Source organism: Micromonospora sp. BS32 (assembly GCF_059089345.1).
In genome coordinates this window covers 229,564-242,800 of record NZ_JBSSHR010000004.1, presented here as the reverse complement: position 1 = coordinate 242,800, position 13,237 = coordinate 229,564, and the positions used below count along the sequence as shown (strand labels likewise).

At 70.7% G+C, this 13,237-nt stretch carries 15 protein-coding genes; 5 read left to right on the top strand and 10 right to left on the bottom strand.

The features are described 5' to 3' along the window. The first annotated feature begins 2 nt into the window (after positions 1–2). The 4 genes from AC5RWQ_RS08825 (at position 3) to AC5RWQ_RS08810 (ending at position 4,911) form a co-directional block, all read left to right on the top strand. Positions 3–1,346 (top strand): multicopper oxidase domain-containing protein, encoded by a 1,344-nt coding sequence (locus AC5RWQ_RS08825; RefSeq protein WP_494282227.1) that lies wholly within the window; start codon positions 3–5, stop codon positions 1,344–1,346. Between the two features lie 4 nt (positions 1,347–1,350). After that, complete coding sequence (locus AC5RWQ_RS08820; protein ID WP_494282226.1) at positions 1,351–2,106, top strand: YwiC-like family protein; 756 nt, start codon at positions 1,351–1,353, stop codon at positions 2,104–2,106. 112 nt (positions 2,107–2,218) lie between these two features. After that, on the top strand, positions 2,219–2,707 hold the full coding sequence (locus AC5RWQ_RS08815) for a hypothetical protein (RefSeq protein ID WP_494282225.1): 489 nt from the start codon (positions 2,219–2,221) through the stop codon (positions 2,705–2,707). After that, on the top strand, positions 2,707–4,911 hold the full coding sequence (locus AC5RWQ_RS08810; RefSeq protein ID WP_494282224.1) for a bifunctional polysaccharide deacetylase/glycosyltransferase family 2 protein: 2,205 nt from the start codon (positions 2,707–2,709) through the stop codon (positions 4,909–4,911). The genes AC5RWQ_RS08815 and AC5RWQ_RS08810 overlap by 1 nt, the downstream gene beginning before the upstream one ends. A 32-nt stretch (positions 4,912–4,943) precedes the next feature. Here AC5RWQ_RS08810 and AC5RWQ_RS08805 read toward each other — a convergent pair whose 3' ends face one another. From AC5RWQ_RS08805 to AC5RWQ_RS08770, 8 genes are all read right to left on the bottom strand, one after another. Beyond that, positions 4,944–5,933: a glycoside hydrolase family 6 protein gene (locus tag AC5RWQ_RS08805; RefSeq protein ID WP_494282223.1), complete on the bottom strand. Its 990-nt coding sequence runs from the start codon at positions 5,931–5,933 to the stop codon at positions 4,944–4,946. 62 nt (positions 5,934–5,995) lie between these two features. Continuing rightward, positions 5,996–6,253 carry a hypothetical protein gene (locus tag AC5RWQ_RS08800; RefSeq protein ID WP_494282392.1) on the bottom strand — a complete coding sequence of 86 codons (258 nt, stop codon included), beginning with the start codon at positions 6,251–6,253 and terminating at the stop codon, positions 5,996–5,998. An 85-nt stretch (positions 6,254–6,338) separates the two neighbouring features. Beyond that, the gene (locus AC5RWQ_RS08795) at positions 6,339–7,592 is read right to left on the bottom strand and encodes a WD40 repeat domain-containing protein (RefSeq protein WP_494282222.1); all 1,254 of its coding nucleotides are present in this window, start codon (positions 7,590–7,592) and stop codon (positions 6,339–6,341) included. Between the two features lie 29 nt (positions 7,593–7,621). Next, positions 7,622–8,149 carry a SigE family RNA polymerase sigma factor gene (locus tag AC5RWQ_RS08790; protein WP_494282221.1) on the bottom strand — a complete coding sequence of 176 codons (528 nt, stop codon included), beginning with the start codon at positions 8,147–8,149 and terminating at the stop codon, positions 7,622–7,624. A gap of 54 nt (positions 8,150–8,203) precedes the next feature. After that, positions 8,204–8,461 carry a hypothetical protein gene (locus AC5RWQ_RS08785; RefSeq protein ID WP_494282220.1) on the bottom strand — a complete coding sequence of 86 codons (258 nt, stop codon included), beginning with the start codon at positions 8,459–8,461 and terminating at the stop codon, positions 8,204–8,206. A 450-nt stretch (positions 8,462–8,911) separates the two neighbouring features. Beyond that, positions 8,912–9,571 (bottom strand): hypothetical protein, encoded by a 660-nt coding sequence (locus AC5RWQ_RS08780; protein WP_494282219.1) that lies wholly within the window; start codon positions 9,569–9,571, stop codon positions 8,912–8,914. 71 nt (positions 9,572–9,642) lie between these two features. Next, positions 9,643–10,302 (bottom strand): hypothetical protein, encoded by a 660-nt coding sequence (locus AC5RWQ_RS08775; RefSeq protein ID WP_494282218.1) that lies wholly within the window; start codon positions 10,300–10,302, stop codon positions 9,643–9,645. Positions 10,303–10,815: 513 nt separating this feature from the next. Continuing rightward, positions 10,816–11,085, bottom strand: a complete 270-nt coding sequence (locus tag AC5RWQ_RS08770; protein WP_494282384.1) for an MmyB family transcriptional regulator — start codon at positions 11,083–11,085, stop codon at positions 10,816–10,818. A 192-nt stretch (positions 11,086–11,277) separates the two neighbouring features. Between AC5RWQ_RS08770 and AC5RWQ_RS08765 the strand changes: the two genes are divergently transcribed. After that, a complete protein-coding gene (locus AC5RWQ_RS08765; protein WP_494282217.1) occupies positions 11,278–11,580 on the top strand; it encodes a hypothetical protein in 303 nt (100 codons plus the stop codon). Here AC5RWQ_RS08765 and AC5RWQ_RS08760 read toward each other — a convergent pair. Continuing rightward, a protein-coding gene (locus AC5RWQ_RS08760; protein ID WP_494282216.1) for an IS5 family transposase occupies positions 11,569–12,422 on the bottom strand; the annotation gives its coding sequence in 2 pieces (ribosomal slippage) (positions 11,569–12,032 and positions 12,032–12,422; 855 coding nt in all). The two genes, AC5RWQ_RS08765 and AC5RWQ_RS08760, sit on opposite strands and share 12 nt — an antisense overlap. Positions 12,423–12,467: 45 nt before the next feature. Then, entirely contained in the window at positions 12,468–12,944 is a 477-nt protein-coding gene (locus AC5RWQ_RS08755) for a hypothetical protein (RefSeq protein WP_494282215.1), read from the bottom strand. Positions 12,945–13,237: the final 293 nt, after the last annotated feature.

The following is a 13,237-nucleotide window of genomic DNA, read 5'->3' as shown; positions in this document are numbered from 1 at the left end:
CCGTGTCCGCGCACCCCGAGACCCCCGCTCCACGCCCGCTCGGCGGGGCCGCCGTCGGTCTCGCCCTCGTCCTCGTCGCCGTCCTCGTCGGGGTGGCCGCGCAGCGCGTCTCCGAGGGCGCGTCGGTGTCGGCCGCCGCATCCGCCGTCGCACCCACCGGACACACCACCACGGTCACCGTGGTCGCCGACGGGATGCGCTTCCACCCCGACCGGATCGACGTGCCACCGGGCGACCGGCTGGTCATCGAACTGACCAACCGGGACCACCGCCGGCACGACCTCGTCCTCGACTCCGGGGCGAAGACGTCGCGGATCGCGCGGGGTGGCACCGCCCGGCTCGACGCGGGCGTGGTCGGAGCCGAGACCCAGGGCTGGTGCTCACTGCCCGGCCACCGGCAGGCCGGCATGACCCTGCGGATCGTCCCGACGGGATCGACGCCCGCGGGCCACCCGACGGCGAACGGCACGGCGGCGCCGCACCTCGATGCGATGGCCGATCCCGGCGACGCCTTCGTGGCCCGCGACGCCGTCGCGCCGGCCACCCCGCCCGGCCGGCTGCACCGGCGAGAGCTGCACGTCAGGGAGATCCAGCGGGAGGTCGCGCCCGGCGTACGGCAGCGGCTGTGGACCTTCGACGGCACCGTCCCCGGCCCGGTGCTGCGCGGCAGGGTCGGCGACACCTTCGAGATCACCCTCGTCAACGACGGCACCGTCGACCACGGCATCGACTTCCACGCCGGCGCCGTCGCCCCGGACGAGGTGATGCGCCCCATCGACCCCGGTCAGCGACTCACCTACCGCTTCACCGCCACCCGCGCCGGGATCTGGATGTACCACTGCTCGACCATGCCGATGCTGCACCACATCGGCAACGGCATGTACGGCGCGGTCATCATCGAGCCGCCCGACCTGCCCCGGGTCGACCGCGAGTACGTCCTCGTGCAGTCCGAGCTGTACCTCGGCCCGGACGGCGAGCCCGGCGACCTCGCCAAGATGCAGGCGGAGCGCCCGGACGCCGTCGTCTTCAACGGCTACGTCGCCCAGTACGCCCACCGGCCGCTGCCCGCCCGCGCCGGCGAACGGGTCCGCGTCTGGCTGCTCGACGCCGGTCCCAGCAGGGACAGCTCCTTCCACGTCGTCGGCACCCAGTTCGACACCGTCTACCGGGAGGGACGCTGGGAGAACCGACCGGCCGACCCGGGTGGGGCCCAGGTGCTCGGGCTCGGTCCGGCCGCCGGTGGCTTCGTCGAGATGGTCTTCCCCGAGCCCGGCCACTACCCCTTCGTCAGCCACGCCATGGTCGACGCCGAACGCGGCGCCCGTGGCCTCTTCGAGGTGAGGTGACGCCATGTCCACCGCCGTCACGACCCCGCGACCGGTCGGGTCCCGTCGCCGGATCCGCCGTTTCCTGCCGCCGCAGCACGGCGCCTGGGCGATGCTGCTGCTGCCGTACACCGTCGGGGTCGTGCTGGTCGGCCCGCGTTGGCCGCACCTGCCGCTGCTGGGCGCCTGGCTGGCCGGCTACCTGCTGTCGTACTACGTCTTCCAGGCCGTCAAGACCCGCCGACCGGGCCGGTTCGCCGACCAGCTGCTGGCCTACGGCCTCGTCACGGCGCCGCTGGCGGCGGCCGTGCTGTTCGCCCGGCCGGCGGTGCTCCGGTACGCCCCGGTCTACGCCCTGCTGCTGGCCGTCAACGCCGGGTACGCCTGGCGACGGCGGGAGCGGGCCCTGCTCAACGACCTCGCCTCGGTGGCGCAGAGCTGCCTGCTGGTCTTCGTCGTGGCCACCATCGCCGGGGTGCCCCTCGTCGACGTGGCCCCCGCCTTCCTGGCCCTGCTGCTCTACCTCGTCGGCACCGTCCTGTACGTCAAGACCATGATCCGGGAACGCGGGCACCCCGGCTACCTGCGCCTCTCCATCGGCTTCCACGCAGTCGCACTGGTCGTGACGCCCTGGCTGGATCTGCTGCTCGTGCCGGCTTTCGTGGTGCTGCTGGCCCGCGCCGTGATCCTGCCGGGTCGGCGATTGCGTCCGGTCCAGGTCGGAATGATCGAGATCGGCTGCTCCCTGCTCGTGCTGACCCTCCTGTTGATCGCGTTCTGACCCGCCCCCGGTCGCCGCCGTCCGGCCGCCACTGATGGCTCATTCAGTGAACCTCGCAGGTCAGGGTTAGTAGATCAGGGGGCTGTGGGTACCTCTTTCCACCGTGGAGAAGATGAGCAAGCGTTACGTCGGGCGCGTGCCGCCGGCCGAACCGGCCCCCGCCGATGGAAAGGTGGCCAGGGTTCTGCCGGCGCGGGGGCCGGGCCGGTCCGCCGGTCCCGGCACCGTCCGCGGCGTCGCGGCCCCGACCGGACGGACCGTCGTCCGTCGCGCGGCCGCGCCGACCGGGCCGGCCGTCGTCCCTGGCGGGGCCGCGCCTACCGAGCCGGCCGTCGGGCCCGACAGTGCCGCTCCGGTGGAGTCGCCCGGGCGGCACGGCGGGGCCGCCCCGGTTGAGCCGGCCGCCGTCGACGAGCCGGTCGACGGGGCCACCGCGCTGCTCCAGTCGCCCGACATGACGGCGGCGATCTTCGTGGACGGCTCCGGACGCCGGGGCCGCCTGCTGCGCCGCACCGTGTACACGCTGGTGGCGTTCGCTCTCCTGCTCATCCTGGCGTTCTGGCTCGTCCAGGGTGTGGACGCGTTCGGGTCGACGAGCTGATGGCCGTCTGGCGTGGACACCGGCGGGTGGGCGGCACCGACGAGATCGTGCCGTCATCCCCACCGCCCGCCTCGTCGGAGGGGGAGCGGCGGCAGCGCCGAGCCAACCGCCGGCGGTGGGTGCTGGCGGCGGTGGCCACGTTCATCCTGCTGAACCTGCTCGCTGTCGGGGCGTACGCGAACGCGCGCTTCACCCCCGACCACCAGAGCGACGGTCCGGTCGGGACCGGCGCGGTGCCGGCGGTGGTCCGCGACGGCGGGACGGTGGTCGACCCGCGCGGCAGCAAGCTGGACGCCCGGCGGATGCCGGCGCGGACCATCGCCCTGACCTTCGACGACGGTCCGGATCCGACGTGGACGCCCAAGGTGCTCGACGTGCTGAGCCGACACCACGCGCCGGCCACCTTCTTCGTGGTGGGCTCGCAGGTCAGCCGGCACCCCGAATTGGCGGAGCGGATGGCTCGCGAGGGTCACGAGCTGGGCATCCACACCTTCACCCACCCGCAGATGGCGGACCTGCCGTCCTGGCGGCGGAAGCTGGAGTACTCGCAGACCCGGGCCGCCATCGAATACGCCACGGGCGTCGACACCGCGCTGGCCCGCCTGCCGTACTCCAGCGGGGTGGACTCGCTGGACGACACGAGCTGGCCGGTGGTGCGGGAGTCCGGCCGGTGGGGCTACGTGTCGGTGTTCAACGACACCGACAGCCAGGACTGGGCCCGCCCCGGCCCCGATGCGATCATCCGCAACGCCACCCCGGAGGGGAACCGGGGCGCGGTCGTCCTGATGCACGACAGCGGCGGGGACCGGGCGCAGACCATCGCCGCGCTGGACCGGTTCATCCCCGAGATGCAGGCCCGCGGCTACCGGTTCACCACCGTCTCCCAGGGGCTCGGCTGGCCGTCGGCCCGCGCGGCCCGGCCGGACACCGCCGACCAGGTTCGCGGCGCGCTGGTCGTCTGGGGCGTCCGGCTCGCCGACGGCACCGTGCACGTGCTGTGGCTGCTGCTCATCGTCGTCGGCCTGCTCACCCTGGCCCGCACCCTGCTGCTCTTCGGGTACGCGGTGGCCCACGCCCGCCGTCGCCGCGCCCCGACCTGGTCCTGGGGCGGCGAGGTGAACGACCCGGTCACGATCATCGTGCCCGCCTTCAACGAGCGGACCACCATCGCCGCCGCCGTGCGCTCGCTGGCCTCCGGTACGCACCCCGGCATCGAGGTGCTGGTCGTGGACGACGAGTCCGACGACGGCACCGCCGACGAGGTCGAGCGCCTCGGGCTGCCCAACGTGCGGGTGGCCCGGGTCCCCGGTGGCGGCAAGGCCGCCGCGCTCAACGCCGGGGTGGCGCTCGCCCGCAACGACCTGCTGGTCATGGTCGACGCCGACACCGTCGTCGCGCCCGACGCGGTGCACCGTCTGGTGCAGCCGTTCGCGGACCCGCGGGTCGGCGCGGTCGCCGGCAACGTCAAGGTGGGCAACCGGCGGCGGCTGCTCGGCCGCTGGCAGCACATCGAGTACGTCATCGGGTTCAGTCTCGACCGGCGCCTCTACGACACGCTGCACTGCATGCCCACCATCCCCGGTGCCCTGGGCGCGTTCCGGCGCGAGGCGGTACGGGCGGCCGGCGGGCTCAGCCGGGCCACCCTCGCCGAGGACACCGACCTGACCATGGGGATCCACCGCGCCGGCTGGCAGGTCGTCTACGAGGAGGCCGCAGTCGCCCGTACGGAAGCGCCGAGCGCGTTGCCCGAGCTGTGGCGGCAGCGCTACCGGTGGAGCTACGGCACCATGCAGGCGTTGTGGCGGCACCGCCGGGCGCTGGTCGAGCGGGGGCCGTCGGGCCGGTTCGGCCGGCGGGGACTGCCGTTCATCGCCCTGTTCTCGGTGCTGCTGCCGCTGCTCGCCCCGGTCGTCGACATCTTCGCCGTCTACGGGCTGTTCTTCCTCGACCGGTACGAGACGGTGCTCGCCTGGCTGGCCGTCATGGTGGTGCAGATCGTCACCGCGATCCTGGCGTTCCGCCTCGACCGGGAACCGCTGCGCCCGCTCTGGGTCCTTCCGCTCCAGCAGTTCCTCTACCGGCAGGTCATGTACCTGGTGCTGGTGCACTCGGTGATCACCGCGCTCAGCGGTGGACGCCTGAAATGGCAGAAGCTGCGCCGCACCGGCGAGGTGGCCGAGGCGCAGCCGCAGCCGGTCAGCTGAGCGGCTGGTGGACGAGGCGCAGCCGCAGCCGGTCAGCTGAGCGGCGCCCGTGCTCCGGCTGCCGCCCGCCGGGCGGCAGCCGGCAGCCACGGTGCGGCCGAGATCAGGAGGCGGGCCCGGGCGGGGGAGAAGACGCCCGCCGCCGGTTCGGCCCGGCCGCACGGCCCGTCCGACTCGCCCGGACTCTTGATCCAGAGCAGCGCGGCGACCCGTTCCAGTCCTGGATCGGTGGTCGGCGGCGCACCGAGACCCTCCGGGGTCGAGTTGCACCACTGGTCGTCCGGGGGTGCCGGCAGCCCGTTGCGGGAGGTGTCGATGACCATCTCCCGGTCGCCCACCAGCCGCGACACGGCCAACCCCCACCGGTGGCTGTCGGCGGTGGACTGGCGGTTGGACACGTTCACCGAGAAGCCCTCGGCCCGGGTGATGCCGGACCGGCGCAGCCGCACGGCGATCTCCGTCGGCCCCCGCCAGCGAGAATGCCCCGCGTCGAGGTAGACGTGGTGGCCGGCGTCGGCCAGCGTCCGGGTGGTGTCGGCCAGCAGTTCCGCCCGGGCGTCGTCGAAGCACTCCGCGGCCACCGCGTCCGGCTCCAGGATCACCGCCGTCCGGTTGTCGCCGAGCCGCCGCACGGTCTGTGCGATGAACTGCGTGTAGGCGTCCGCGTCGGCCGCACCGCCCCCGCTCGTGCCGGCACAGTCCCGGTTCGGGATGTGGTAGATCACCACGACCGGCAGGGCCTTGCGCCGGTGGGCCGCGGCCAGCACCGGCGCCAGATCGGTCAGGTCGTCGGGACCGGTCAGCCACCGGGCCTGCGGGGTGTCGGCGATCGGGTCCAACCAGGCCGCGTCGTGGTCGTCCCGCCAGCGCGCCGCCGGGCTGTCGGTGTCCACCAGCAGGGTCGCGCCGCGGAACGGGTGCCGCAGCGAAATGTACTCCGCGCCGCCCGCGCCGCCCGCGCAGCCGCCGAGCGTCGCGAGCAGCACGGCGGCCAGGGCGCGGGTGAGCAGAGCCGATCGCATCCGGTCACGGTAGGCCGGGACGGGGTCGGCCGCAGTGCGGGCGGAGGGCCGTCCGGACGCTCCTATGCCGCGTCGAGTTGCTGAGGTGGGTTTTCGAGGCGTCGGTAGAGGTCTCGGGCGATGTAGCGCTTGAGGCAGCGTTTGATCTCCCGATCGGTTTTGCCTTGGGCGTGGCGGCGTTCGGCGTGGGGCCGGGTGCGTTCGTCGCGTGGTAGCCGGGCCAGGACGACGCTGGACCGATTGCTCGCGGCGAGCAGGCCGCCGACCAGGACGGCCGCCGCACCCACCGTCTGACCGGTCAGCAACGCGGCGGCGAACACGGGTGGTCACCGCCTCCCGGTCCGGCCCGGCGGCGGCGAGGGCCGCCGGGAACGGCCCGGTACCGGGTCCGGTGCGGCTGGAGCACTAGGACCGACCGATCCAGGTTGCCGCGCGCCACTTTCCTTCTAGCGCGTTGTCCGGCAGTGTCGTGCAGGTGCCGGCCGTCAGGTCGCAGCGTGCGGTGGCGCTGCTGCCTTCGGCGTTGTCGGTGAGCAGGACGTCGGATCCGGTCAGCCAGGAAGGGTTCTTCCCGTCCGCGGGCCAGGGCCGGACCTGGTTCTGCGTGACGTCAAGGACACCGTGGTGCTGCGGGTTGTCGCCGCTGCCCCATTCGACTGCCACGTACCGGCCGTCGGGTGAGACGTTGCCGATGGAACGCCAGCTGTCGCAGTGTGCGGCGGTCAGTTTCGCGTCGGTGTCGAGCTTCTGCAGGCAGCCTTCGGTCTCGTCGATGGCGACCAGGCCGCCGTTGACGGAGATCGCTCCCCCGTGCACGTCGATGGGCTCGCCCTTGCCGGTCCAGGGGGCACGCCAGGCGAGGCTGGCCGGGTCTTGGGGGGTGCCGGTGAGCAGGATGGCGTGGTTGGACGCCCAGGCGGCCTGGGTGAAACGGCCGGGGAGCCGTTGCTTGACCTTGCCGGTGGTGACGTCAACCAGTTCGGCGGCCGGGGCGATGCCCGGTGTGTCGTTACCGAGCCAGGTGCTGACGGCGATCAGGGCGCCGTCCGGGGAGACGGTGACGCTGCTGGCCTGCGCGGCGTGGTAGATGTCGCGGCGGGTGTTGTCGGGCGCGAAGAGCACGATGTGTACGTCGTGCAGGCCGTCTGCGCCGTCAGCTCGGGGGCCGGTCAGGGCGACGAACGTTCCCTGGCTGCGCTGGGCGAGCAGGTGCGCCGACTTGGTGGTCTTGCTGTTGAACCGGATGGGTCCGGTTGCCGTGACGAGGGTCGGGTCGGTGGCGACGTCCGGGCCGAGGCCTGGGTCCAGGGTGTGAGGGACGGGCAGGTCGGCGGCCTTGCCGGCGCTGAGCTGGCTGAAGCTGGCCGGCTTGGCGTCGGTGACGTTCAGGGCCCACAGGGGGTGCGTACCGTCGGTTGCCGCCTTGGTTGAACCGGTGGTCGAGGACGGTCCCGCGGTCCGTGCCTGCTGGCTCAGGTGCGGAACGCCCACGGTGATGCCGACTGCGACGCCGGCTACGGCCAGGCTCGACGCAGCAACGAGCACGGCGGGGTGCAGGCGACCGAGACCGAACCCGGCGGTCTTGCGTCCTGCGGTGTCGGCGGGGTTCCGCAGCCGCGATGTTCCGGGCTCGAGGTGGTCGGTTGCCTTGTTCAGCATGTCCCTCAGGCGCCTTTCAAGTTCGTCCATCACTCTGCTCCCTCTCGTGCCCGGACCATGCCCTGGTCGTGCCCGACCAGCGCTGCCGCGAGCCGGGTGTGCGCGCGGTGCCCGCTGGATTTGACGGTGCCGGCGCTGATGCCGAGGACGCGGGCGATGTCGGCTTCTCCGAGGTCACACCAGTACCGGAGCACCACCACTTCGCGCTGCCGTCGTGGCAGGGCCTGGACCATGTCCCAGAGCCACCGGTCGGGAAGATCGGCGGGTCCAGTGGCGTCGCGTTGCGCCAGACGCGGAGCGAAACGTCGGGCTACGGCGCGACGGCGTTGCAGGCTGCGTGACCGGTTCACGACGGCGGTCCTGGCGTACGCCACGGCGGTGTCTTCACGGACATCGACCCACTTGCGGTAGATCTCGATCAGTGCTTCCTGGGCGATGTCTTCGGCGTCCGAGAGGTTGCCGATGAGCAGGTAGGCCAGGCGTACCAGGTGTTTGCCGTTGTGCTGGAAGAAGCGGGTAAACGTGACGTGCCCCTCCACGGAGATGTCACCTGCCATCCTCAACCACCCTGCCTCTTCAGCCTCATGCAACCGTTACGCCCGAGCGAGGGCTCAGGTTGTCTCCGGGTCGGAGATTTTTTGGTCTTGAGTTTGTGGGGAAGTGCCGCCGGGGCGTGGGCCGCGGTGGCGCAGCTCCACGGCGGTGATCTCGACGGCGGGTCGGTCCTCGGCTGCGGCGCGCTGCTCGCGGGCAGGCTGCGCGGTAAGCCACTCGTGGAAGCCGGGACGTCGGACCGCAACGACACGGCACATTCGCTGCACGCCGCAGTCGGCGCGGTGTTCGGAGATGAACCGGTAGCAGAGGGTCATCGGCCCATCTCCTTGGCGAGAACAGGGCGCCGCCTTGCGGAGGATCTTTTCCTCGACCTTCAGCTCGGCGACCTTCTTCGCAGCCGACGCGGCTCATCACGCTCACCGGCGCGGTGCCTCGATGGATGTGGCACCAGGCCATCCTTCCCCAGTCGACCGTCTGGGCTCAGGGTGTGCGGTCCGCAGGTCGAACCTCAGTCCGCTCCATAGGTTCGGTAGCGGCTGGCGCGGCCCGGTTTGTCGCAGTAAGCGCGCCGCAAACGTGCTCTGCCGGGTGGCATGGGCGCATCGTGTGGGCGAAGCCGGTGCCAGCCCGGAGAACACGCCGGGCGGGCACCGGTGTGGTTGTTGAAACGGCCGGATCCCTCGGCTGCTGTCCGGATGATACGAACGGTAGCCAAGGGATCGGACACTCGCCGTCCATGGTGATTGGTTCAAGGGAGCTGGGGGTTAGCCGAACAGCTTCTTGTCGAAGGTCTCCTGCCACGGCTGCACGCAGCCGCGCCAGGCGGTGTCGTACTTCGCCACGGCTGCGATGGCGGTGGCGGTGGTGCCGTGCTCGGCTTCGGCGATGTCCTGCGGGACCACGAACGGGTTGGTGCCCACGGCGAAGCCCTCACCCTGCATGCAGGTCACGTAGACCTTCGCTGCGGCCTTGACCTCGGGGCTGTCCGCGGCGGCGCGCTGCAGCTCGGCGATCTTGGCCTGCCCGGCGGCCCCGCCCGACGCCTCGAAGTCGATCTTCGCACTGCAGTCGTTCACCGCGTCACCCCATGCACCCTGCTGCGTGACGGACATCTGCGCGACCAGGACGCCGTTGGGGTCATCGGGGGTCGCCGCAGTGCGGGCGGCGATGTCGTTGCGGATCTCGTCGGTGAGCGCGCCCTTGTTGACGACGCTGAACGCGTCGACGACGTCCGACTTCGCAAGGCCGCCGTTGAAGGGCAGGCCCTTCTCCTGCATGCAGGCGGCGAGCTTCTGGTTGGTCTGTCCGTAGGAGGCGAGCAGCTTCTCGGCCTGCGCGGTCGGGTCCGGCGTCGGGTCGGCGGTAGCGACTCCCGCAAATGCGGTGAGGCCGACGGCCGCCGCAATTCCGGTGAGAGCCAGCACGTTACGAATCTTCATTTATCACTCCAGGAATCAGGTACGAAACAGAATTGGGATGCTGGCCTGATCCCTGTTCAGCTCTGGACCGACAACGTGGTGTTCGACGCCCCGTAGATCGGCTGGTCGTAGAGATTCTTCAGGTAGGTGCGGTCCGTCTGGTTGATCTTGATGCAACCGGCGGACTTGTAGTTCGATTCCGTCCAGCTGCCGCCGTTGGCTCCCTGCGAGTGAATGAACAGCTCGGTACGGGTCACGGTGCCCCTCGAGCACAGCTTGCTGCCCAGGTTCCAGACGGAGCCCTTGACCACGGTGCTGCTCGTCTGGTGGTTCACCTCGTAGCGCGCCGCGTAGGAGCCGTTGGGCAGCCACCCGTGGTTGCTGACACAGTCATCGCTGGTTCCGTCGCCGGAGCCGGCCTTCATCGTCACCTTCCGCCGGGTCGGCAGGAGCTGCCCAGACCCGCAGTAGGACGTTCCCGAGTAGTAGGTGTAGAGGGTGCCGTAGGGGGCGGTCCCCTTGTCGAACGTCATGGTCGGGTTGAGCTTGGACGCCATGCACTCCGACTGCAGCACATCCGTCCAGGCGCTGGCGGGCACAGCTCCCGTAGTGAGAACCAGCACGACGGCTACGCTCGCAACCAGCAATGCGTTCGACGCTTTTTCAAGCAAATCTTTACCTTGCGACAAGATGCTTCCCTTCTCGAGGCTGGAGCATGCGGAATGGCGCAGACGCACGGGCGGGGAACCGCCATGGGCGGTGGGGAAAATCCGCCATTCGGCGACAGGGATAACACTAAGGGATTCCCAGCGCGCTGTGGTCCCAGGTGACCATTCCGCTTGTTACGGGCTCAAATAGGGCTAAGCGGCCGTCAATAAGCTGCGCGACTTCATCCGTCCGGAGAACATGCTCGGGACGAGCCCTGTCCCGTTCAGGAGCGCAGGGCCGTGTGCCGGTGGTACTGGGGCCGCCGCGATTGCCGGGTAGACACCCGCCACCAGCCCGGTGACCATGCCGGCCAGCGGGCCACCGCCGATCTTCGGCGGCGTGTCAGCGGTGAGCGGCGGATGGGGCGCGTGGCGGTCATCACCTGCGAACGCCAACTCGATTGTGGACATCTTTCACGATGTCATGACGGAGATGGGTGCCGGACCACCAGCAGACGGAGCGGACGAGCCCCACCCCCGCGCCAGGCGCGTCCCAGGCGGCGATCCCGGGGTGAGCGCTCCGGGGTTCTCCGGTGGACCAACTTATTCGGCGGCCGTTTTCTGTGCGGTGGTGTCCGGTTCCTGTGAGGCGGCCCATGAGGCGAGCAGGCGCAGCGCGTCTTCGGACGGTGAGCCGGGTTCGGCGGCGTAGATGGTGAGGGTGAGGCCGGGTTCGGCGGCCATTTCCAGGCCTTCGTAGGCGAGGGTGAGGTCGCCGACGATGTGGTGGTGGAACCTCTTCGCGCCGGTGCCGTGGTGGCGGACGTCGTGGGCTCCCCAGCGCGTGCGGAACTCGGTGCTGCGGGTGGACAGCTCGCCGACGAGGTCGTGCAGGCAAGGTCTTCGACCTCAGCCTGCCCCTCGACCAGGCCGCCGAGGCCTACCAGGCCATGGACGAGCGCCGCGCCATCAAGGTGCTGCTGCGCCCGTGATCCTCGCGCCGCCCGCCCCCGCGCCCACCAGGCCGGGGGCGGCGGCGCGCCCCCTGACATTTGGAAGGACACCGTGACCGCCACGCCGACGAACGCCGACCCGACAGCGGCGGCGGATCAGCCCGGGAGAACGGGTGAGCAGACGGTCGGCCGGGCGCCGGCGGTCGTGCTGGGCCCGCTGACGATCTTCGCTCCGATCTCCATGGACCTCTACCTGCCCGTGCTGCCCGCGCTCACCATCGAGCTGGAGTCGGCCACCTCGACCGCGCAGCTCACTGTCACCGCGTGCCTGCTCGGGCTGGCCCTCGGACAGCTCATCGCCGGGCCCCTGCCCGCTACCCACGATGAAAATGGCTTAGAGCTCCTAACTCTTTGAGTGTTGGAGTCGGCGCCAGCCGATGATGGCGCAGGCGAGGGTGAGGAAGGCTTCGTGGATGTCGTCGCGGATCTCCCACCGCACCCGCAGGCGGCGGAACCAGTGCAGCAGGGCGATGGTCTGCTCGACGACCCAGCGTCGGGTGCCGAGTCCGGAGCCGTGTGCGACGCCGCGTCGGGCGATGACGGGTGTGATGCCTCGGGTCCGTAGCGCGCGGCGGTAGATGTCGTAGTCGTAGCCGCGGTCTGCGTAGATCTGGTCGGGCCGTTGCCGGGGTCTGCCGCGGATGCCCTTGATCGGCGGGACTTTGTCGACCAGGGGCATCAGTTGGGTGACGTCATGGCGGTTGCCGCCAGTCAGGCTGACGGCGAGGGGGATGCCGCCCGCGTCGGTGATGACGTGGTGTTTCGAGCCTGGCTTGCGGCGGTCGACCGGGCTCGGGCCGGTTTTGGGCCGCCTTTGAGCGCCCGGATGTGGGAGCCGTCGATCACCGCCCGGGACATGTCCAGCTGCCCGGCAGCGCGCAGTTTGCCCAGCAGCACTTCGTGCAGTTGCTGCCACGCGCCGGCGTCGTTCCAGTCCCGCAACCTGCGCCAGCAGGTCATCCCCGACCCGAACCCGAGTTCCTGGGGCAGGTGCTCCCACGGGATCGCCGTGTAGAGCACGAACAAGATCCCGCACAACACCTTGCGGTCATCCAGCGGCTTACGGCCGGGATAGCGACGCCGACGTGGTGGTCGGGGTGGCAGCAACGGCGCGATCTCGGCCCACAACTCGTCCGAGACGATCCACGGCGGCCGCTCACCCCTCCTCACGCCCGAACACTCTAGCCGACCGTCCATCAAGGACGACCGCCCCTAGATCATTCTGTTAGGGGTTCTTACTGTTCAAACTGCCGCCCGCTGCCGGGCGCGCTGGGTCTGCCAACTCACCGCGATCAGCAGCGCGGCCACCGCGACCAGCAGTGACATCGCGGCCCATGCGAGGGCCCCTCGCCTGCTGTCGTACATGGCCGCCATGCCGATCTTCGGCCCGAGCAGCAGCACTGGCCCGAGTAGCAGGATCGCAGGCCACCAGGCACGCCGGTCTCGTCGGGCGGTGAGGACCACCCCGGTGACGATGAGCGCCAGGAACAGCATCATGCCGAGAAGTACGTCGTACCGCAGGTTGTAGCGCGACCCAACCAGCAGCATCGTGGCCGCAGCCGCGATGACGAAAGCGGTGATGACCGCGGTGCGTCGGTAGCCGTGGCGGCGGGGCACCGCCAGCGCCAACACGCCGAGCGCGAGCTGAGGCACGAGCACGAACAAGTTCGGCTCGTGAAGTGAGGTCAACTCCATTGCGGGGACGACCGCGACGGCCACGGCTACCCCCCGTGTTCGGGAATGTGGTGTGATCGAGACTGCTAGATGGTGATCTCATCGCCGTAGGACCGACGGCGCGGCGGCGCTGTGCACGACACGGTAGTACCGCTTCGTGGTGTCCAACCGCTTGTGATCAAGCAGTTGGCGCAGCACGTTGATCGGTATGCCGGCGTCTGACCTGACCCTCTACCCAACGGTCGCCACGCATCACGGCTAGACCGAAGTAGGCGTGGCGGCTTCGCCGGCCACCCCCGAACGATCACGCCGCTGCTTCACCACCTCGCCATCCCACG